The organism is Merdibacter massiliensis (assembly GCF_900155395.1).
Lineage (GTDB): Bacteria > Bacillota_I > Bacilli_A > Erysipelotrichales > Erysipelotrichaceae > Merdibacter > Merdibacter massiliensis.
Map to the genome: position 1 here is coordinate 24872 of NZ_LT699726.1, position 17920 is coordinate 42791.

The 17920-nt window shown below is 48.4% G+C and carries 24 protein-coding genes and 2 pseudogenes; 7 read left to right on the forward strand and 19 right to left on the reverse strand.

Features of this window, described 5'->3' with window-relative positions:
• Positions 1–153: 153 nt before the first annotated feature.
• Positions 154–462, reverse strand: a pseudogene (tnpA, locus tag BQ9859_RS06655) (IS200/IS605 family transposase); the annotation flags it as partial.
• A 170-nt stretch (positions 463–632) separates the two neighbouring features.
• Here tnpA (BQ9859_RS06655) and BQ9859_RS12620 point away from each other — a divergent pair.
• Positions 633–983, forward strand: coding sequence for a hypothetical protein (locus BQ9859_RS12620; protein ID WP_202613456.1), 351 nt, complete (start codon positions 633–635; stop codon positions 981–983).
• On the opposite strand, the gene BQ9859_RS12910 is transcribed toward BQ9859_RS12620, so the two are convergent.
• The 3 genes from BQ9859_RS12910 to BQ9859_RS06670 are packed head-to-tail and all read right to left on the reverse strand — an operon-like array spanning position 978 to position 2611.
• Positions 978–1166, reverse strand: a complete 189-nt coding sequence (locus BQ9859_RS12910; RefSeq protein ID WP_202613457.1) for a 4Fe-4S binding protein — start codon at positions 1164–1166, stop codon at positions 978–980. The two genes, BQ9859_RS12620 and BQ9859_RS12910, sit on opposite strands and share 6 nt — an antisense overlap.
• Positions 1099–1809 (reverse strand): 4Fe-4S binding protein, encoded by a 711-nt coding sequence (locus tag BQ9859_RS06665; protein ID WP_235846405.1) that lies wholly within the window; start codon positions 1807–1809, stop codon positions 1099–1101. Before BQ9859_RS06665 ends, BQ9859_RS12910 begins: the two co-directional genes overlap by 68 nt.
• Entirely contained in the window at positions 1799–2611 is an 813-nt protein-coding gene (locus tag BQ9859_RS06670) for a helix-turn-helix domain-containing protein (protein ID WP_075877458.1), read from the reverse strand. The genes BQ9859_RS06665 and BQ9859_RS06670 overlap by 11 nt, the downstream gene beginning before the upstream one ends.
• A gap of 361 nt (positions 2612–2972) precedes the next feature.
• Here BQ9859_RS06670 and BQ9859_RS06675 point away from each other — a divergent pair, with 361 nt between their 5' ends.
• The 5 genes from BQ9859_RS06675 to BQ9859_RS06700 all read left to right on the forward strand — a co-directional run bounded on the left by BQ9859_RS06675 (position 2973) and on the right by BQ9859_RS06700 (position 6807).
• Entirely contained in the window at positions 2973–3320 is a 348-nt protein-coding gene (locus tag BQ9859_RS06675) for a cysteine-rich VLP domain-containing protein (RefSeq protein ID WP_456237778.1), read from the forward strand.
• A 111-nt stretch (positions 3321–3431) separates the two neighbouring features.
• The gene (locus BQ9859_RS06680) at positions 3432–3827 is read left to right on the forward strand and encodes a replication initiator protein A (protein WP_075877459.1); all 396 of its coding nucleotides are present in this window, start codon (positions 3432–3434) and stop codon (positions 3825–3827) included.
• Positions 3828–4012: 185 nt separating this feature from the next.
• Entirely contained in the window at positions 4013–4954 is a 942-nt protein-coding gene (gene mobV / locus BQ9859_RS06690) for a MobV family relaxase (protein WP_075877461.1), read from the forward strand.
• 70 nt (positions 4955–5024) lie between these two features.
• Positions 5025–5216, forward strand: coding sequence for a hypothetical protein (locus tag BQ9859_RS06695; RefSeq protein WP_002566025.1), 192 nt, complete (start codon positions 5025–5027; stop codon positions 5214–5216).
• 94 nt (positions 5217–5310) lie between these two features.
• A complete protein-coding gene (locus BQ9859_RS06700) occupies positions 5311–6807 on the forward strand; it encodes a recombinase family protein (RefSeq protein ID WP_075877462.1) in 1497 nt (498 codons plus the stop codon).
• 50 nt (positions 6808–6857) lie between these two features.
• Here BQ9859_RS06700 and tnpA (BQ9859_RS06705) read toward each other — a convergent pair.
• The 4 genes and pseudogenes from tnpA (BQ9859_RS06705) to BQ9859_RS06715 form a co-directional block, all read right to left on the reverse strand.
• A pseudogene (tnpA, locus tag BQ9859_RS06705) lies at positions 6858–7037 on the reverse strand (IS200/IS605 family transposase); the annotation flags it as partial.
• The gene (locus tag BQ9859_RS06710; protein WP_075877463.1) at positions 7015–8835 is read right to left on the reverse strand and encodes a recombinase family protein; all 1821 of its coding nucleotides are present in this window, start codon (positions 8833–8835) and stop codon (positions 7015–7017) included. The pseudogene tnpA (BQ9859_RS06705) and the gene BQ9859_RS06710, both read right to left, overlap by 23 nt.
• A gap of 67 nt (positions 8836–8902) precedes the next feature.
• Positions 8903–9070, reverse strand: a complete 168-nt coding sequence (locus BQ9859_RS12455) for a hypothetical protein (protein ID WP_154666060.1) — start codon at positions 9068–9070, stop codon at positions 8903–8905.
• Between the two features lie 14 nt (positions 9071–9084).
• On the reverse strand, positions 9085–9609 hold the full coding sequence (locus tag BQ9859_RS06715; protein ID WP_075877464.1) for a type II toxin-antitoxin system PemK/MazF family toxin: 525 nt from the start codon (positions 9607–9609) through the stop codon (positions 9085–9087).
• Positions 9610–9949: 340 nt separating this feature from the next.
• Here BQ9859_RS06715 and BQ9859_RS12335 point away from each other — a divergent pair, with 340 nt between their 5' ends.
• Positions 9950–10171, forward strand: a complete 222-nt coding sequence (locus BQ9859_RS12335) for a hypothetical protein (protein WP_143404395.1) — start codon at positions 9950–9952, stop codon at positions 10169–10171.
• A gap of 50 nt (positions 10172–10221) precedes the next feature.
• On the opposite strand, the gene BQ9859_RS06720 is transcribed toward BQ9859_RS12335, so the two are convergent.
• The 11 genes from BQ9859_RS06720 to BQ9859_RS06770 form a co-directional block, all read right to left on the reverse strand.
• Positions 10222–10671 (reverse strand): sigma-70 family RNA polymerase sigma factor, encoded by a 450-nt coding sequence (locus BQ9859_RS06720; protein ID WP_075877465.1) that lies wholly within the window; start codon positions 10669–10671, stop codon positions 10222–10224.
• 444 nt (positions 10672–11115) lie between these two features.
• Positions 11116–11475, reverse strand: coding sequence for a response regulator (locus BQ9859_RS06725; RefSeq protein WP_075877466.1), 360 nt, complete (start codon positions 11473–11475; stop codon positions 11116–11118).
• Between the two features lie 64 nt (positions 11476–11539).
• On the reverse strand, positions 11540–12271 hold the full coding sequence (locus tag BQ9859_RS06730) for an ABC transporter permease (RefSeq protein WP_075877467.1): 732 nt from the start codon (positions 12269–12271) through the stop codon (positions 11540–11542).
• A gap of 12 nt (positions 12272–12283) precedes the next feature.
• Positions 12284–13015 carry an ABC transporter permease gene (locus BQ9859_RS06735; protein ID WP_075877468.1) on the reverse strand — a complete coding sequence of 244 codons (732 nt, stop codon included), beginning with the start codon at positions 13013–13015 and terminating at the stop codon, positions 12284–12286.
• A complete protein-coding gene (locus tag BQ9859_RS06740) occupies positions 13008–13931 on the reverse strand; it encodes an ABC transporter ATP-binding protein (protein WP_071433747.1) in 924 nt (307 codons plus the stop codon). The genes BQ9859_RS06735 and BQ9859_RS06740 overlap by 8 nt, the downstream gene beginning before the upstream one ends.
• A gap of 17 nt (positions 13932–13948) precedes the next feature.
• Positions 13949–14374, reverse strand: coding sequence for a DUF3887 domain-containing protein (locus tag BQ9859_RS06745; protein WP_075877469.1), 426 nt, complete (start codon positions 14372–14374; stop codon positions 13949–13951).
• A gap of 12 nt (positions 14375–14386) precedes the next feature.
• On the reverse strand, positions 14387–15154 hold the full coding sequence (locus BQ9859_RS06750; RefSeq protein WP_075877470.1) for an ABC transporter permease: 768 nt from the start codon (positions 15152–15154) through the stop codon (positions 14387–14389).
• 105 nt (positions 15155–15259) lie between these two features.
• Positions 15260–16183 (reverse strand): sensor histidine kinase, encoded by a 924-nt coding sequence (locus BQ9859_RS06755; RefSeq protein ID WP_075877471.1) that lies wholly within the window; start codon positions 16181–16183, stop codon positions 15260–15262.
• Between the two features lie 2 nt (positions 16184–16185).
• On the reverse strand, positions 16186–16887 hold the full coding sequence (locus tag BQ9859_RS06760; RefSeq protein WP_075877472.1) for a response regulator transcription factor: 702 nt from the start codon (positions 16885–16887) through the stop codon (positions 16186–16188).
• Entirely contained in the window at positions 16880–17068 is a 189-nt protein-coding gene (locus BQ9859_RS06765) for a helix-turn-helix domain-containing protein (protein ID WP_075877473.1), read from the reverse strand. Before BQ9859_RS06765 ends, BQ9859_RS06760 begins: the two co-directional genes overlap by 8 nt.
• Positions 17069–17222: 154 nt before the next feature.
• The gene (locus tag BQ9859_RS06770; protein WP_075877474.1) at positions 17223–17675 is read right to left on the reverse strand and encodes an RNA polymerase sigma factor; all 453 of its coding nucleotides are present in this window, start codon (positions 17673–17675) and stop codon (positions 17223–17225) included.
• Between the last annotated feature and the right edge of the window lie 245 nt (positions 17676–17920).

Consider the following 17920-nt stretch of genomic DNA (forward strand, 5'->3'; position numbering starts at 1 on the left):
ATTATACATGTCTATTATAACTGGGGCTTTACAAAAATGACGTGGTTTTCTCTTCGGCTATAAGCCTGTATTACCAGCTCGCGTCTCAAGGCGCTGCTTTCACTTCGTTCAAGCTATCGCTTTTGACTCTCGCCCTCCCTCAAAGGGAGTTTTTTATTTGCTCTTCGCTCTACTCTTGTTTTCTTCCTTTATTCCTTTTTCTTCAAACGGATCTTTATATTCTTTTACACTCAATTTATCCATCATGATATCGTGCGCTTCTTGCTCGCGTATGTATTTTGCGATTGTTTCTGAATTCAATCCTACGGTGCTCACATAGTACCCTTCTGACCAAAAATGTCGATTTCCATATTTATACTTTAAATTTGCATGCCGATCAAACATCATCAATGCTGATTTCCCTTTTAAATACCCCATAAAGGATGAAACGCCAAACTTTACAAAGGGCGAAAACAGACCGTGAAACGGGCTGCTGACAACAAATAAAGGCTGAGTATCAAGCACCGGGAAAGTGCGAGATATTCAGCCTGTTTTGTTGTTTGGGGTTTCCAAAGGGTATCCCTTTGGCACACGACTTTGCTTGCAAAGTGTAGTGTGTTATACGCTCTGTCAGCGTTGCTGCGAAAATGGGGTTGCCAATCGGGAGGGCAAGCACATTTGAAGCGGCAGGAAAACAGAGCTGTGATTGCGTGGCGTGGAGCTGCAAGCGCAGAACTGGTTTCATCAGCAGACAGGGCGTATATGAAAATTCTCGTTTCTCGTCCAACGCCGGACTTCGGGAGAAAGTGTCCCGAACTTGTGGACACACTCACAAAAAAGCAGACGGATTTCTCTATCGAAATCGAAATGTGCGGGAAGCCATTTTAGGGTTTTCCCGCCTTGATTACCCATCAGCAAAGGTGGGTGGGACTGTCAACGGCGGCGCAATTTTTGCGCCGTTCATCTTGACCGTTGACTGGCTGGCTGACTTTGCTATGTTATAGCTTCAAAGCATTTTGGGGACATTCTTCCACGCATTTCATGCACAAAATACATTCTGTTGCGTTTTTCTTATTTCGGGAATTGCATGGAACTTCTACATTCATTGGACATATCTTTTCACACTTTCCGCACGAAATACATTTCTTCTCGTCGACTTTGATGCGAAAAAGCGAAAAATAACTCATCGGTTTCAAAAAAAACTGTAATTGGGCAAATATATTTGCAAAAAGCTCTGTTATCTTTACATTTGTAGGCTATAGCAATTCCAACGGCATAGTAGAGAATATTTCCAATGATGAAGCTCCACCACATAATTTCCTCTTTGTTTGGGACTTGAAGAATAAAGAGCAAACTCACAAATATGAGAGAAGCTCCGAAAACAAAATAGCGGATCATTCCCCATTGCTTGCGTGAACTGGAAGGTTCCTTGAACGGAAGCAAATCTAAAACCATTGCTGTCCAACAAGCATAACCACACCACCCACGCCCAAATAGCAAAGGACCAAATATTTTTGCAACAACATAATGAATTGTAGCGGCTTCAAATACACCGAGGAAAAGATAATACCAGAAGCCCTCTATCTGCATATTTTCTCGACAAAGAAACCCCAGATACACAAGCATATACAGACCAACAGCAAATTGTACTACATTCCGGGCATATTTTTTCTTCTTCCCATATAATACCAATCCAACAGCAATCGCAGTGCCAATATACGAGAAATTGAAAAGATAGAATATATTATCTAACGCAAACCATAATGTCACCGCAATCACTTCAAAAACGAGCCACATAACAAACGGCGGTAAATATTTTCTAATCATCATTTGATTCCTCCGCTTGTTCCATCATCTTTTTTGCAAGTGTTTGAAATTGCTTGATGGTTTCCTCGTCCATCGGAAGAAGCTGCCCAATCTGTCCGGCAATCATAGCAGTTACATCGTCCATAGAAAGCGGCTCCTGCTGGTGGTCTTTCATGGTTTCCTGCATGGTTTGGAACATAGCGGCGGTCACAGCTTCTCCCGGCTGTTCTCCGCTGTCCATATCTTTCTTAATATCCCGCAGGATAGCAAGAAATACATTCTTGATTTTTTCAATCTCCGCTTCATGTTCTCCCATCTTCTGTGCGTTCAGAAGTTGCAAATCCTGTCTTGCTTCTGCCCGATGTTCCGGGTGTTCTTTCATCAGATCGGACAAGGAAGCTGTTGCCAGTTCAATCAGCTGGTTTCTTGCCATGATACCCTTTGCCGCTGTGTCTTGAAAATAAATCCGTATCAAATCCATCAGTTTCGGGAAGTTCCTGTGTTCCAACAGACGGTTGAGGATTTGCACATCGACTGTACCTGTCACAAGCCCTCTCACAGCTCCCTCGGACAATCCTAATTCAGAAATATCATAGCTTTTACGGACACTCAAAGTGGACAAACCCAATATGTAGTCCGTTGATACCTTAAATTCCTTTGCCACGCCTATAAGAATATCGCTGCTGACCGTCTTTGTTTCACCGCTGACAATGCGGCTCAACTGGGAAGCAGATACGCCTATCTTCTTTGCAAGCTGCTTTTGTGTAATGTGGTTACCGTTGCACAAATCAGAAATCCTCTGTCCAGGTGTTCCGGGTAAAGCCATACACAACACCTCCTTTTCCTATTTCCCATTATACAGGAAGATTGCAAAAATGCAATTTTGAAATGGAATATTGCCCTAAAATGCAATTCTCGCAAGATTCCGGGAATTGCATTTTTTTCGTGTAGACTTAGGGTAGTTCATCGATGAGCTGCACCTTGAAAACAGAATGACCGTCCGAAAAGGAATACCTCTCCCGGAGAAGTAGCGCATTTGTGTACCAAAGGAGAACCACGCCGCAGGAATGGGGCAGGAAGCCTTTTCGGGGAGAACGGCTAAGGAAAAATGGAGGGAACACATGAGAGAGAACCCATATAAACGACTGCCGCCCATAGAGCGCAGGCAGGACGGTTCCCTTTACCGCATGACACCGGCACAGAGGAAACAGGCAAACGCCCTGATCCGTCGGGAGTGCTGCTGTTATGAGGACGGGAACTGTATGCTCCTTGACGATGGGGACACCCACACTTGCCCCCAGACCATTTCTTTCTCGGTCTGCTGTAAGTGGTTCCGCTGGTCGGTCTTGCCGCAAATCGGGACGCTGGAAGCGGAGATTTTCCGGGATAAGGAGCTAAAACGCTGTGCGGTCTGCGGCAGAGTGTTCGTCCCAAAGTCCAACCGGGCGAAATACTGTCCCGACTGTGCCGCCATAGTTCACAGGCGGCAGAAAACAGAAAGTGAACGGAAAAGGAGGTCTTGTGTGGACAGTTAGGGGCTGAAAAGTCCTTGATTTACAAGGCTTTACAAGCACAGAACAGGGGTAGGCAATAGAAACTACCGTCTGCCCCAGAAAACGGGCTTCTAACCGTCCACAAAACACGATATGACAAACACCATTTATATCCATCAGCCGGAAAAGGCGGTCAGCTTTACCCGGCTTCCTAATTTCCTTTTTGAAGCCCCCACATTCACACCCCTGTCCAACGAATCAAAGGTACTGTATGCCTTTATCCTGCGCCGAACAGACCTGTCCCGGAAAAACGGCTGGGCAGATGAATATGGGCGCATTTACCTCTACTATCCCATCAACGAGGTAGTGGAGCTGCTCCACTGCGGGCGGCAGAAAGCGGTCAACACCCTGCGGGAACTGCAATATGCCGGACTGGTGGAAATCCAGAAGCAAGGCTGTGGAAAACCCAACCGCATTTACCCAAAATCCTACGAAGCGGTTCCAAACACCGACTTCAAAAAATCCGGTTATGGAACGCCGGAGGACTGAAAACCGCACTCCACAAGTACGATAATCAATCCTCTTGAAGTACGAAAACCGGACGGTATATAGAAATACAGAGATTAAAACGATTTTATTTATATCTTATCCATTCCTATCCGATCCGAGATATTTTCTGCAGGATTTTCCTGTGGAAAAGTCCCGGAAAGGAACGGAATGGGGAAAGGAGTTTCATGGCACAACACGCAATTTTGCGATTTGAAAAACACAAGGGCAATCCGGCAAGACCGCTGGAAGCCCATCACGAACGGCAAAAGGAACAGTACGCCAGCAATCCCGACATTGACACCAGCCGGAGCAAGTACAACTTCCATATCGTTAAGCCAGAGGGCAGGTACTACCACTTCATTAAAAGCCGCATTGAACAAGCTGGCTGCCGCACCCGCAGGGACAGCACCCGGTTTGTGGATACGCTGATTACCGCCAGCCCGGAGTTTTTCAAGAAGAAGTCCCCAAAGGAAATACAGGAATTTTTCCAGAGGGCGGCTGATTTCTTAATCGGGCGGGTAGGGAAAGAAAATATTGTGTCGGCGGTGGTACACATGGACGAGAAAACGCCCCACCTGCATTTGGTCTTTGTCCCGCTGACAGAGGACAACCGCCTGTGTGCAAAGGAGATTATAGGGAATAGAGCCAACCTCACAAAATGGCAGGACGATTTTCACGCTTATATGGTGGAGAAATATCCCGACTTGGAGCGTGGGGAAAGTGCCAGCAAGACAGGCAGGAAGCATATCCCTACCCGTCTGTTCAAGCAGGCGGTCAATCTCTCCAAACAGGCAAGAGCCATTGAAGCCACGCTGGACGGTATTACCCCGTTCAATGCTGGAAAGAAGAAAGAGGAAGCCCTCTCCCTGCTGAAAAAGTGGTTTCCGCAGATGGAGAACTTCTCCGGGCAGCTCAAAAAATACAAGGTCACGATAAACGACCTTTTGGCAGAAAATGAACAGTTGGAAGCCAGAGCCAAAGCCAGCGAAAAAGGCAAGATGAAAGATACGATGGAACGGGCAAAGCTGGAAAGCGAGCTGAAAGACATTCAGCGGCTGGTAGACCGTATCCCGCCGGAGGTGCTGGCAGAACTGAAACGACAGCAGCGACACACAAGGGAACGGTGATCGATGACAGAAAACATTTCACGCCGCAGTATGACGGCACTGCACTTTGAAAATTAAATACGGAGGTACTATGGAGCATATCAGATACAAGAAAGAAACAGAAGTCGTGACTTTTCAGGGAAAGGAAATCACGCTGGAAAATCTCTCCCCAGTGTTCACGCCGGAGCAGGAAGCGGCAAAACGCCGGGAGCTGGAACAACAGCTTTACGAGGTGTTCCGCAAGTATGCCGACAAACGGCAGAGTGAGGAAGCCGGGGCATAAGGTTTTCCGAAGCCATCGTTGATTTGCGGGGCTGCTGACGGTATAATAAAGGTGTCAGCAGCTCCGTTTCTTTTTTAAGAAAAGGAGCGACAATATGAATAATCGAATAGACGCAATCTATGCAAGGCAATCGGTAGACAAAAAGGACAGCATTTCCATTGAAAGCCAGATTGAATTTTGCAAATACGAGTTGAAAGGCGGTAACTGCAAGGAATACACAGACAAAGGGTACAGCGGCAAGAACACAGACCGTCCGAAGTTTCAAGAACTGGTGCGGGACATCAAGCGGGGCTTAATTGCAAAAGTCGTGGTTTACAAGCTCGACCGTATCAGCCGTTCCATTCTGGACTTTGCCAATATGATGGAGCTGTTCCAGCAATACAATGTAGAGTTTGTGTCCTCTACGGAAAAGTTTGATACCTCCACCCCGATGGGGCGGGCGATGCTGAATATTTGTATTGTGTTCGCCCAGCTTGAAAGGGAAACCATACAGAAGCGGGTAGCCGATGCCTACTACTCCAGAAGCCTAAAGGGTTTTCGCATGGGCGGCAAGGCTCCCTATGGATTTCACACGGAGCCAATCAAGATAGATGGTATCAACACAAAGAAGTTAGTGGCAAACCCCGAAGAAGCGGAACAGGTCAAGCTGATGTTTGAGATGTATGCCGAGCCGGGAACTTCCTATGGCGATATTGTTCGGCATTTTGCGGAGCATGGTATTAAGGATTTTTCCCGTCCGGCACTCGCAAACATTTTATGCAATCCCATTTATGTCAAGGCTGACCTTGATATTTATGAGTTTTTCAAAAGTCAAGGGACGGTCATTATCAATGACGCCGCCGACTTTACTGGAATGAACGGGTGTTACTTCTATCGTGGCCGGGGAATGAAAGGCGACACCAAACACAATCTGCAAGGGCATACGCTGGTTATGGCTCCCAGTGAGGGCTTGGTTTCTTCTGAACTGTGGCTGAAATGCCGAAAGAAGATTTTAGCCAACGCCAGTTATCAGGCGGGACGAAAAGCGGTCAATACTTGGTTAGCTGGGAAAATCAAATGCGGCAGGTGCCAGAAAGCGTTAAAAGCCGAGGGCAGTTATGGGCGGTGGTACTTCCGTTGCAGCAAGCGTTCCGATAACAAAAGCTGTGAGGGCGCAGGGACGCTCCGTATTCCCGATACGGAAGCTGTTATCTATGCCGCTATGGTAAAAAAGCTAAAACCGTTCCAGACCATCAAGGGGCGAAAAAATGCCTTGAAGTCCAATCCGAAGCTGACTGCCCTGCAAGTGGAACTCGCACAAGTCCAGCATGAAATTGAAACGCTCATTGACACACTAACCGGGGCAAATCCCGTCCTGCTCTCCTATGTGAACAGCAAGATTGAAGAACTGGACGGACGCAAGCAGGAGCTTGTCAAAAAGATAGCGGAGTTGAGTGTGGATACCATCAGCCCGGAACAGGTCAAAGAAATTTCCGGCTATCTGGACACATGGGAAGAAGTGAACTTTGACGATAAGCGGCGGGTGGTGGATTTGATGATTTCCGCAATTTACGCCACAAGCGAAAGTATCAACATCGTTTGGAAGATATGACGGCGCATAAGCGCCGCCATACAACGCAACCTTTCGCCCTTTGTAAACTAAGCTACACTGATCTTTGGCGGTATCATCACCAACATATGTACATGATCTCTCATCAGATGCCCTTCTATGATCTCTACTCCCTTGTATCTGCACAATTGCCTCAATATCTCTCCCAGATCTCTGCGATATTGATTATAAATCACCTTTCGTCTATACTTAGGTGTGAATGCTATAGTAATCTAAATCACACATTGGCGGCATATACGACACCACCGGCAACAGGGGTTCTTCCTCTATGTACCCGGCTGCGCCGAGTACGTCGGAATAATCCTCCGTGGCGCAGCCTTTGATATATACCTGGCATTTCTGTTTGGTGCCATCAGTAGTAATATAAATTCGGTCAACAATCGAATGAACTAAAGTAAACAGAGCTTCAGGCTGTGCGTCCTTTGCAAACTCCTCAAAGGACAGCAGCCTTTTTTTCATGCCATTCAGTTCATGGACGAGATACTGATTTTCAGATTGAGTATCCTCCATTCGGCGCAGCGCAGCTTCGCACTTTGCCAGCTCGTCCGTCAATTCCTTTATATCATCCTGGATGAAGCGTTTAAGGGCGTCATCTGCCTCACGCAGATTTCGTACCTGTGCGGCAATATCCGCATTTAAGCGTTCAATAGCCTTTTTGGTTTCCTGGTACTCTTTCTCGCTTTGGTCAGTACGGATCATGCTGGCAACCCTGTTCTCCAAAAGTTGCCGGTAATAGTCGGAATGTTCTTCTTGCAGGCTGGAGAGTGAGTGGATAACAAATTCATCAAGCGTTACACCCTCAACCCCTTTGAAGGTACATTCCTTTGCCCTCACCCCAGGGCAGGCATACTTGAAGCGGGGCTTGCCATTCGTCCAGCGATTGGATTCTGGCAGTACACGCAGCCGTTTTCCGCAAATAGGGCAATACATTAAGCCGGACAACAAAGCATTGGTTTTTCTATGGGGCCGGTTATACTTTTCTGCAATCTCATCCAGCATATTTTGTGTTTCCACCCATTTCCGGGAGCTGATAAATCCCTCATGGCGACCCACAGAAACAATCCATTCACTAATGGGTTTCCTGGTAAGAAGCTGTGAGAATTTGGGATTGAAAAAGGTGGAATCCTCATCCTCAACTTTCATCTGGTCGGTCTTATTATAAGCAGTAAGCCCATGCTGACCATCAAAGTCGGACGGTTCTCCAAACAGGTTCCCGTCATGCTCCAGAAAATAGTTGTAGGAATATTCATCTGCCACGCAGTAGATTGGATTCCGCAGAATCAGCCGGATGGTGGATGTGGTAAACTTCGCGCCATGCTTCGTTTCATATTTCTCACTGATGATATTTGCCGTCTGCAAGAGAGAACGTGTCTCCCAGAAGGTGCTGTAGATTTCCAATACAATCTCTTTTTCTTCCTGCACAGGGACGAGAAAGCTAATGGCACTCTTATTTTTTCCACTTCCCGTTGTCACACGTTGGGAAGAAAAGCCGGTCGGTGTTTTGCCTCCCAGCCAGCGCCCATCTTTTGCCAGCTCCATCAAGTTATCCTGGATACGTTCAGTTAGAATATCGCGTTCAAATTCTGCGATAATGGCCAGCACCTGGATGATGATTTTGGATGTGCTGATCCGCGTATTGATATTGTTGGAGCAGACCAAAAGCGTCACATCGTGACGCTCAAAGTATTCCAGAAGCCGCATGAGGTCGGAAGTTTTACGGCTGATTCGGTCTAATTTGTAACAGGCCACAGCCTTGATTTTCCCCATCTCAATGTCCCGGAGTAGCCTTTGAAAATCTGGGCGGTCGGAATAGTAACCACTTAAGCCTTTGTCCTCATACCGGGCAAATTCGTAATCTTCCGATAGAGAAAGCTGGTTGATAGCATAGTCGGCACTTTGCTTAAACTGAACACCAATGCTATCTCCCTTATTTGTAATGCGGGATTTTCTCGCATATATGGCCACCAATCTATCATCAATTCCCATCTGGATTCTTGCTTTGCGTTTCATATTCAAATATCCTCCTTTCCAGGACGGTGAGAAAACCGCCCTTTTCTCCATTATTATAGGAACGTCCTCATTTTTGCTCAAAGGTGCGATTATCTTCTTTCAATGTAGAAAGCAATGCTTTTAATTCTTCTGCGCTAAAGTCCCTCAATTCACGAACGAGGAACTCGGCGCGTTTTTCAGCGAACTGGCGCAGGGATTGCTCGCTGTCTTTCCCGGTATGGAATACGATCTCCATAGGCTGCCCCCTACTCATTGGTGCCTCTTGACCACTTCATAGTCAAAACCGGGCCGCTGGCCGCAGTAAGTGCAGATGTCCTTTTCCACCCGGCCAGGGTGAACCCTGCGCAAATAATAAGAGCCTGTGCCGTAGAAGTTGTTGGCACAGGCCGGACAAAGGCACATGATTAAATTTGGGGGTGTTTCTTCGATCAATCCCACGCTGACAGCCAGGGCGCGGTTGAGCCGGCGAATATGCTGTTCCTCCAGATGTCCGATGTACGTTTCCAGCCGCCTTTTATCAATGGTGCGGAGCTGCTCCATCAGCACCAGAGAAGGCAGCTCCAGGCCGTTCTCTGCTTTGAGAAGGTAATGGGTAGGCAGCTTGGCCTTGGCGTCCACTTTGCTGGATATGGCTGCCACAATGACCGTGGGGCTGTGCTTGTTTCCAGTATCATTCTGAATAATCAGGACCGGGCGATAACCTTCCTGCTCGGAGCCGATTCCCCGGCCCAAATCGGCATAGTACATATCGCCGCGATGATATGTTCTGTTCATGCTTTATGACCTCCCTTTGAAATGCAGGCGGCTGCTGCCGCCTATGTAGAACCGGACAGCAGAACAGAATGAAGACCGGGGAGAGATAAAACAATCCTCTTGTTTTCATTGGCCCGTCCTGCTGTACGGCTCATATTTCAAAGCGTTCCTATTTGTCCTCGACACCCCGGAACACTGCGGGAAGTCATCAAACGGCTGGCAGCTCACCAGCTCCACGGGGAATCTCACCCCTCGCGTGGTTCTCACGCAACCGCCCCCATTGCCTGCGACGGATCACGGCAGCAAACCGCTTCAACGCTCGGACGTTAGGCTGGACGGGAGTATCGCTCCGCTGCTGGTCATGGCCGTACCGGGAGCCGCCCGGTACTGGCAGCCTGCTGTTTCTCGCTCCTTGCTGGGAAGAACAAACCAAAGACCTACAATTTCTTTTTTCGGTGGTGTCTCGTTGTTTTCTCCCGGCAGATCACCGCGCAGCCGCTACCTGGGCTTTGGCTTTCGCCAAAACAGCGGGAATGTGCTTGATGAATGGGTATGCAGTTTTCAAGGTGCCGTGAGGCCATAAAAAGAACCTCTCACCCTATTTGCCGTTGAGGGTGAGAGGTTGCACAACGATTATTCCAAAATTTTTTTAAGTTTTTTGAGGGCCTTCATTTTCCGAACATGAACAGCATTGCGGTACACGCCAAGCTCGTCTGCATATTGCCGTTCTGTCTTTTCCTCAAAGAACAGCGCTTGGATCAGCGCACGTTCTTCTGGGGTAAGCAGGGAAAGCGCGGTATGTAGCCTGTCCACTTCCAGCTTGTGAAGCACCACGCTCTCCACGCTTTCCTGCTCATCAGAGAATTGCTGGGCATTTTCATCCACCAGCCGATCCAAAGAATCTTCGCGGCTTGGGATGATCTGCACCACTTGGCCCTCCTTTCCGAGAACGAACCGCTCGGTTTTCAAATCGTTCTCAAAATAGCGCATTTTCCGGTCGCCCTGCATATAGGCCCGGTACACTTCATCCGTAACCTCAACATATTGGCCGCGAATCCATATTCTTTTTTTATCAGCGTCCACGCTGTTTTACCTCCGATCAGTCTGAATTGCGAGAAATTCAGACTGGTCGGGCGGCCCCCTACAACGTGGGAATGGGGTTCCTCTATATTGAAAAACGCACCTGCAGAATGGGACAACAGCCCCAACAGCAAGTGCGTTTCCTTTTAGTTCGTGTAAATCATGGCATGATGGTTCAGTATGAAAGGCGTAAAGCCACGGTGAACAGCAAGCGATTTTTTGACAGCCTGCGCTCTGTCGCATTATGTCGAAACGCTTTTTCCTCCATGGCGGCTCCCTCCGTAAGCCGCCGATCCCGCCAGCGTCAGGGCGTCGTCAGTATGAGGGCATAAAGAACGGCGGCCTTGATTTTCTCAAAGCCGCCGAAAAAGTAATATGGGCGTGTCAATAAGTCTGCTGCACGACGGCTTTTTTTCTTTTGCCATCGTCCGGCAGATAATGAAAATATTATGTTTTAGGTTCAGGATTTACTAATGCCTTTACTTTCGCAATGAAATCACAGTCGGTTTTGCAGCAGAAAACGCCGCCATAAAATTTTGTCTGTTGTTCAATCAGGAAATCATCGTCGCCAGACATAAGCAGGAAAGGGACAGTGATCCCTTTTTGACGAATTTCTTCGAGCAAATCCAGTCCTGTGCCATCCCGCATATTATAATCAGAACAGATTGCTTCGACTTTTTGATGTTCCAGCAATCGCAACGCATCTTTTACCCCTGTTGCTGTATAAACCTCAAAATATTTTTCTAAAGCAGAGGTCAAAAAACCTAAAAAACCCAAATTGTCGTCTATGACAAGCAATTTTCTCATTAACTTCCCCCTTCTATCAGCTCCTTATTATGTTCTTATCTGATTGGTGGTTAGAAAATCAGAATTATTTTACTTTCCTGTTCAGCCCTTTCAGAATGAACAGCGCCAGAACAGCACAGGCCAGCAGAACTATGATACCAATTAAGACCTGAACCATGCTTGCATCGTAATAGCCGGAGATATTGAAAACGGCCGTCATGGGATATACCGTCTTTAGCTGTTCGGACATACTTGCGAACAGCCCAGCAAACGAATAAATTTCTGCAAATACCAGCGCCAGCCAGTAACCTTTTTTCATCCGGGCCACCAAAGCGATAATCGGAGAAATGGCAAAGAACACGCCGATCCCGTCCAGAAGATATGTTTTCAGGTTTCCCAAAACAAGGCCAATTGAAAGAGCTTCAAAGTGCAAAACGGCCTCAACGAGAAAGGTAATCGCAAAAAGCAGAAGATAGATTACGACGCTGAACACCAGAGCAAGCACCATTTTGGAGAGCGTCAGCTTCACTTCATCCACGGGAATGAGCCGCAGGGATTTCAGGGTGTCCTCCTGTTCCTCCCGGCAGATCATATAGCTTCCCAGCAGGGCAATGACCGCAGGCAGCACATAAAAGGTGGCAAGGGATTGGGCCGCTGTCATAAACCATCCGGCACCGTCAATATAGCGGCTTTCATAGAACGTGAACTGACCCTGTGCAAAGACAATCAACGCCACCATGACCGTTGCAAAACCGGCAATCCACAAGATTTTGGAACGGCGGAGTTTCCGGCGCTCCGCCCAAAGTAAAAGTTCCATTTCAAATGCACCTCACTTTCTCTTTTTCAAAGCAGCCCCAGCCAGCAGGACAGAAGCAACGCCCCACACGCCTATGCAGAGGAATGCCCCCGGAATATTGAGTGGCTGGGTAATTACGACACCCGGAATATCCCGCATAACAATGGCGGTCATGCTGGACAGCGGATGCAGGTACATATTCACCATCAAGAGGATAAAGCCGAGGAATGTATAAACCAGCGTCAGGCAGACGGGAAGAATATACCCCTTCTGCGCTGCGGCAGCCGCCAGTATTGGCAGCACCGCAAAGGCGGTCAGCAGAGAGATTTCCATACACTTCCGCAGAAGATAAAGGACGCTCCCGCTGTCAAAGGCAATATAGCCGGGCAGGACGCCGGTAAGGATGGACGCGGCTGCGGTAATCAGCATGAAGCAGACCGAGTACACCAGCACCACAGCAAATTTGCTGAAAAAGTACGCCATCTTATTGACCGGCACAATCCAGAGCTGTTTGAGCATATCATATTGGTTTTCGTTATACATCAGCATGGTACACAGCATCCCCAGCACCACCGGCAGGATAATCCACGGGGTATAGCTGAACGCCGTCCACTTGTAAAACTCGATGGGTTCCACGCCGGTTCCCTTAACGCTTGCGAAGTAGAACACGGCGGCCAGCGGCATAAACAGAGCTGCCAGCAGCATGAGCCAGATAAACTTTCTCCGGCGCAGCTTTAGAAATTCAATCTGTATCAGTTTAAGCAATGCCCTCTCCCCCCGTAATCTGCTTGAAATAGTCCTCAAGGGTATCATTGCAGATTTGGGAGCTGATAACAGCCACATCCTGCACCACAAGGGCCTTGTTGATTGCCGCCATATCCAGTGCGGTGTCATAGAGTCGCAGGTTATGTTCGTCCTGCACCGCATAATCCGTCACATGGAACTGCCGTTCCAAAATCAGTGAGGCTTTGGGGACATCCGACACCTGAAGCTGGATGTATTTCCGATTTTTCTTTTCCAAATCCTCCATGCTGCTTTCTTCCAGCAGTACGCCGTGGTCGATGATGCCAATATCATCCGCCAGAAGTGCGATTTCGGAAAGAATGTGGCTGGAAATCAGGATGGTTTTGCCGCGATCCACGCTTAAATCCTTGATAAAATTCCGCACTTCGGCAATGCCGATGGGGTCAAGCCCGTTGGTCGGTTCATCCAGGATCAAAAGCTCCGGGTCATGCAGGATGGCGTTGGCAATGCCGAGACGCTGCTTCATACCGAGAGAATACTTGCTGAACAGCTTTTTGTCCCGGTAAGGAAGCCCCACGACTTCCAGTGCGTTCTTGACGGCGTTGGGCCGGGGCGTCCCGCGTAGCTTCGCAAAGATTTCAAGGTTTTCTGTGCCGGTCAGGTTCGGGTAAAAGCCGGGAGTTTCGATGATAGCCCCAATGCGGGGATAAATGCGCTTCTCATGGCCTTTGATGTTCTGGCCGAACACATCCACTTCGCCGGAAGTGATTGGCGTAAGGCCCAAAATCATTTTCATAATGGTGGTCTTACCGGCTCCATTTCGGCCCAAAAGCCCGTAAATCCGGCCCGGCTTCACATGAATATCCACAGAGCTGACGGCGGTTTGCTCGCCGTAAATCTTCGTCAGCTTTTTGGTTTCAATCACAAAGTCACTCATAAAGATGCCTCTCTTTCTTATTCTGCTTCATTTTTCCAAATGACATAGTTGTAAAGGCTGCCATCCGGGGAATAGTTGATGAACACTTTGAAATCGCCCTTTTCACAGGGAATGACAAATTCAACACGGATTTGGTCGGAGTGTTCCGGCACATAACAGGACACCTCCGGGGAAGCGTTCTCCGGCAGCCCGCCCAGCTTATCGGCTTCTTCCTTCCATGTTTCCTGTATCGCCTCCGCAGAAGTATTGTCCTGTACGCCCTGCGGCAGCGCATTGAAGAAAGTTTCAAAATCTCCATCCATCATCTGGTTAAAGTATTCGGTAGCTTCCTCTGTAATGGCCTGCTGGTCGGGGGCTTCGCTGGAAGATGGGGCGGCCTGCTGGCAGGCGCAAAGCGAAAAAGCGAACAGAACACAGAGGAATAAACTAATCAATCGTTTCATAGGTCTTTCCTTTCAATAAGATTGCTTTTTTAGAGCCACAACGGATGCGGCGGCAAATGCGGCACCGATCAGAAGCAGCGAACCTGCACAGACAAGCGGCGAAGTATGGGGCAAAACGCCTTGCATCAGGCTTTCTACCATAGCTGCGGCTGCTTCGGAAATATGGGGATAAATCCCCATCACGCTTGCCAGCGGGTGTATTCCCGTAAGATAGGCAGGGGCAATGACTACGGGAACCAGATAAAGCAGCGTTGCGCCAATAGGCAGGATATATCCTTTTGACAGCGTGGCAAGAAACACAATCGGAAGCATGGCTATGGGGATCAGAAGCCCGCCCGTCAGATACAAAAGGCCAGCAACCATTAGTGTTTGGGCATTCAGATCGGGAAAGCCCCCAGCAATCAGCCCGCCGACAACACATAAAAGAAAGGTAATCAGGCACAGTCCCACGGACATCAGGATCACCACAGCAACTTTTGAAAAGTATAGCTGCGCTTTTGTGATAGGAATGATGAGCAGTTCTTTCAGCGTGTCGTTCTTGTGTTCGTCAAAAAATAAGGTTGTGGCGAACATTCCCAGCACAATCGGCAGGAACAGGCTGGACAGGTTCTTAAACGCCAGTGTGTAGAGGTCGCCAAAGCTATCCATGTAGGGGCTGCTCCTTGCAATGCTGCAAGCCCGCTCAATCGCAAACGCCCCAAACAGCAGCGTCAGGGCCAAAATACACCAGACAATCTTATTCCGCTTCCATTTCTGGATTTCAGTTGCAATGATCGTCATGCGGTTTCCTCCTTTCATGGTTCCCATTATAAGGGACGAACCTTGCCATAACCTTGCCGAAATCTTGTTTTAACCTTGCTTTGAACGCAAGAAAGCCCTGCGCGGTCACAGGGCTTTCGGAAGTATGATGGTAAAGGTTGTACCAGCTCCGGGGACACTGGCTGCCGTGATGGTTCCTTTATGGACGCTTACCAGTTCCTTCGCAATGGAGAGGCCCAGCCCGTTCCCTTTGGCAGATCGGGAGTGGTCGCATTGATACATTCGTTCAAAGATATGGGGGATGTCAGCGGCGGAAATCCCTTTCCCGTTATCGGCCACCATGATTTTTGCCTGCTGCTCCGTTTCGGTTATGGTCAGGGACACTTGCCTTGCGTCGCTGTGCGTCAGGATATTTTGCAGCAGGTTATTGAGAATACGGGTGTAGGCGGTGGGATCAACCCTTGTCATGTATTCTGTTTCGGGTATCTCTATCTCATAGGAAAGATTGTGATTTTCCAGCAGCGGCACCCAGTCAGCCATAATGTTGCGGGAAAGCTCGTTCAGGTCGCAGACTTCAAAATGAAAAATCTGCTCCCCAGCATCCAGCTTCACCCATTCAAACAGGGCGGTCACAAAGTCTTTCAGGTGATGGGCTTTTTCCGTAGCCACCCGAATATATTCTTCCTGCTCGGCCCCTGTTACGATCTTGCTTTCCACGGCCTCCAAATAGCCCACCAGAGAGGCAAGCGGCGTTTTTACATCATGGGAAAGGCTTGTCATAAGTCGTTTATAAGCCTGCTCGGATTGCTTTTGCTGGATCAGCCGGGATTGGCTGCTCATAGCAATTTCGTTGATGTCATAACAGATTTGCTTTGTCAGGTCACTTTCCCGCGCCAGCACACGGCGGTTCAGGTTTCCGTTCTTTATATCCGTCAGGGCATCTTTAATAAGGGAAAGCTGGCCCCGGACGCGGTGAAGTTTTGCCAAAAGGTAAGCAATCACCAGCAGGGCAATCAATAAGGCCAGCAGCAGATAAATGTTCAGCTCCATGCTCATGCCTCCTTATTGAACCGATACCCCACACCCCGGACAGTCTGGATATAAAACGGCTGTTCTGGATTTGGCTCAATTTTCTTCCGCAGTTTGCTGATAAAAGACATGATGTTGCTGTCGTCAAAGGCATATTCCTCCGCCCATACCTGCGTGTAAATCTGCTTCTTGGTAAACACCCGGCCTTTGTTGGACGCCAGAAACAGAAGCAGGTCAAATTCCTTGCCGGTCAGCTCTACCGGGAGATTTTGAACTGTCACCGTCCGATTGACTTTATCAATCACCATATCTTTCAGCAGCATAGTGGCGGCCTCGTTCCCGGCCACGGGATTTAAGGTGGTATAGCGCCGGATCAGGGAATTGACGCGAGCCATCAGCTCGTTAATGCTGAAAGGTTTTGTCAGGTAATCGTCCGCCCCCAGCCGCAGGCCAGAAACTTTATCTTCCTCATCGCTTTTGGCGGTCAGCATCAGCACCGGCACATTATGTTTCTCCCGGATCTTCTGCAATACCTGAAAGCCGTCCATATCCGGCATCATTACATCCAGAATAATCAGAGAACAGGCATCCTTGTTTTCTTCCAGCAGCCGCAGGCCCTCTAAACCGCCATACGCCACCACCGCAGACAAATTTTCCTGTTCCACGCATTTTTTCATCAAGGCACAAAGTTCCTTGTCATCGTCTATAATCAAAACACTATTCATGTTTCAAGGCCCTCCCTTGTTTCGTCCTGCCGTCCACCGGCTTTTTGGCATCTTTGGGGATTAGCCAAACCGTTCCCATTTTTTCAGCTCCCGGAATGCGTCCCTCGGAGCAATAATAATTGATCTGCCGTGGAGAAATTCCCCATTTCTCGCCGGCTTCTCTTAAAGTCATATAATCCATTGCACATACCTCCAGCACCTATTATACTTCGCTCTTTCGAAGAATACAAGCCAAGAAACATGAACGCCTAAATAAGAATATGAAAAATAAGTATAAACGATATAAAAGGAACCTCTTGCGTTATCAAAGCAAGAGGTTCCTCATTTGGTTTAATTTAGCCCTCCAATAAGAGCTTCAACTTTTTAAGGACCTTCATTTTCCGAACATGAACAGCATTGCGGTACACGCCAAGCTCGTCTGCATATTGCCGTTCTGTCTTTTCCTCAAAGAACAGCGCCTGGATCAGCGCACGTTCCTCTGGAGTCAGCAGGGAAAGCGCGGTATGTAGCCTGTCCACTTCCAGCTTGTGAAGCACCACGCTCTCCACACTTTCCTGCTCGTCGGAGAATTGCTGGGCATTTTCATCCACCAGCCGGTCCAAAGAATCTTCGCGGCTGGGGATGATCTGCACCACTTGGCCCTCCCTTCCGAGAACGAACCGCTCGGTTTTCAAATCGTTCTCAAAATAGCGCATTTTCCGGTCGCCCTGCATATAGGCCCGGTACACTTCATCCGTGACCTCGACAAATTGGCCGCGAATCCATATTCTTTTTTTATCAGCGTCCACGCTGTTTTACCTCCGATCAGTCTGAATTGCGAGAAATTCAGACTGGCCGGGCGGTCCCCTACAACGTGGAAATGATGGGGTTCCTCTATAAAGAAAAACGCACCTGCAGAATGGGGTATTACCCCAAACGGCAAGCGCGTTTCTTTTTAGTTCGTGTAAATCATGGCATGATGGTTCAGTGTGAAGGGCATAGTATCCCGCTGAAAAACGGGAAGTTTTTTTGACCGTACACCGTCAAACAGGCG

Coding starts and splice junctions, on each gene's coding strand:
- BQ9859_RS12335 (WP_143404395.1), top strand. CDS start 9,950: ATGGCCGTACCGGGAGCCGCCCGGTACTGGCAGCCTGCTGTTTCTCGC.
- BQ9859_RS06730 (WP_075877467.1), bottom strand. CDS start 12,271: ATGGAACTTTTACTTTGGGCGGAGCGCCGGAAACTCCGCCGTTCCAAA.
- BQ9859_RS06700 (WP_075877462.1), top strand. CDS start 5,311: ATGAATAATCGAATAGACGCAATCTATGCAAGGCAATCGGTAGACAAA.
- BQ9859_RS06670 (WP_075877458.1), bottom strand. CDS start 2,611: ATGGCTTTACCCGGAACACCTGGACAGAGGATTTCTGATTTGTGCAAC.
- BQ9859_RS06725 (WP_075877466.1), bottom strand. CDS start 11,475: ATGAGAAAATTGCTTGTCATAGACGACAATTTGGGTTTTTTAGGTTTT.
- BQ9859_RS06680 (WP_075877459.1), top strand. CDS start 3,432: ATGACAAACACCATTTATATCCATCAGCCGGAAAAGGCGGTCAGCTTT.
- BQ9859_RS12910 (WP_202613457.1), bottom strand. CDS start 1,166: ATGAGTTATTTTTCGCTTTTTCGCATCAAAGTCGACGAGAAGAAATGT.
- BQ9859_RS06740 (WP_071433747.1), bottom strand. CDS start 13,931: ATGAGTGACTTTGTGATTGAAACCAAAAAGCTGACGAAGATTTACGGC.
- BQ9859_RS06755 (WP_075877471.1), bottom strand. CDS start 16,183: ATGGAGCTGAACATTTATCTGCTGCTGGCCTTATTGATTGCCCTGCTG.
- BQ9859_RS06765 (WP_075877473.1), bottom strand. CDS start 17,068: ATGGATTATATGACTTTAAGAGAAGCCGGCGAGAAATGGGGAATTTCT.
- BQ9859_RS06750 (WP_075877470.1), bottom strand. CDS start 15,154: ATGACGATCATTGCAACTGAAATCCAGAAATGGAAGCGGAATAAGATT.
- BQ9859_RS06760 (WP_075877472.1), bottom strand. CDS start 16,887: ATGAATAGTGTTTTGATTATAGACGATGACAAGGAACTTTGTGCCTTG.
- BQ9859_RS06710 (WP_075877463.1), bottom strand. CDS start 8,835: ATGAAACGCAAAGCAAGAATCCAGATGGGAATTGATGATAGATTGGTG.
- mobV (WP_075877461.1), top strand. CDS start 4,013: ATGGCACAACACGCAATTTTGCGATTTGAAAAACACAAGGGCAATCCG.
- BQ9859_RS06715 (WP_075877464.1), bottom strand. CDS start 9,609: ATGAACAGAACATATCATCGCGGCGATATGTACTATGCCGATTTGGGC.
- BQ9859_RS06745 (WP_075877469.1), bottom strand. CDS start 14,374: ATGAAACGATTGATTAGTTTATTCCTCTGTGTTCTGTTCGCTTTTTCG.
- BQ9859_RS06695 (WP_002566025.1), top strand. CDS start 5,025: ATGGAGCATATCAGATACAAGAAAGAAACAGAAGTCGTGACTTTTCAG.
- BQ9859_RS12455 (WP_154666060.1), bottom strand. CDS start 9,070: ATGGAGATCGTATTCCATACCGGGAAAGACAGCGAGCAATCCCTGCGC.
- BQ9859_RS06675 (WP_456237778.1), top strand. CDS start 2,973: ATGACACCGGCACAGAGGAAACAGGCAAACGCCCTGATCCGTCGGGAG.
- BQ9859_RS06665 (WP_235846405.1), bottom strand. CDS start 1,809: ATGATGATTAGAAAATATTTACCGCCGTTTGTTATGTGGCTCGTTTTT.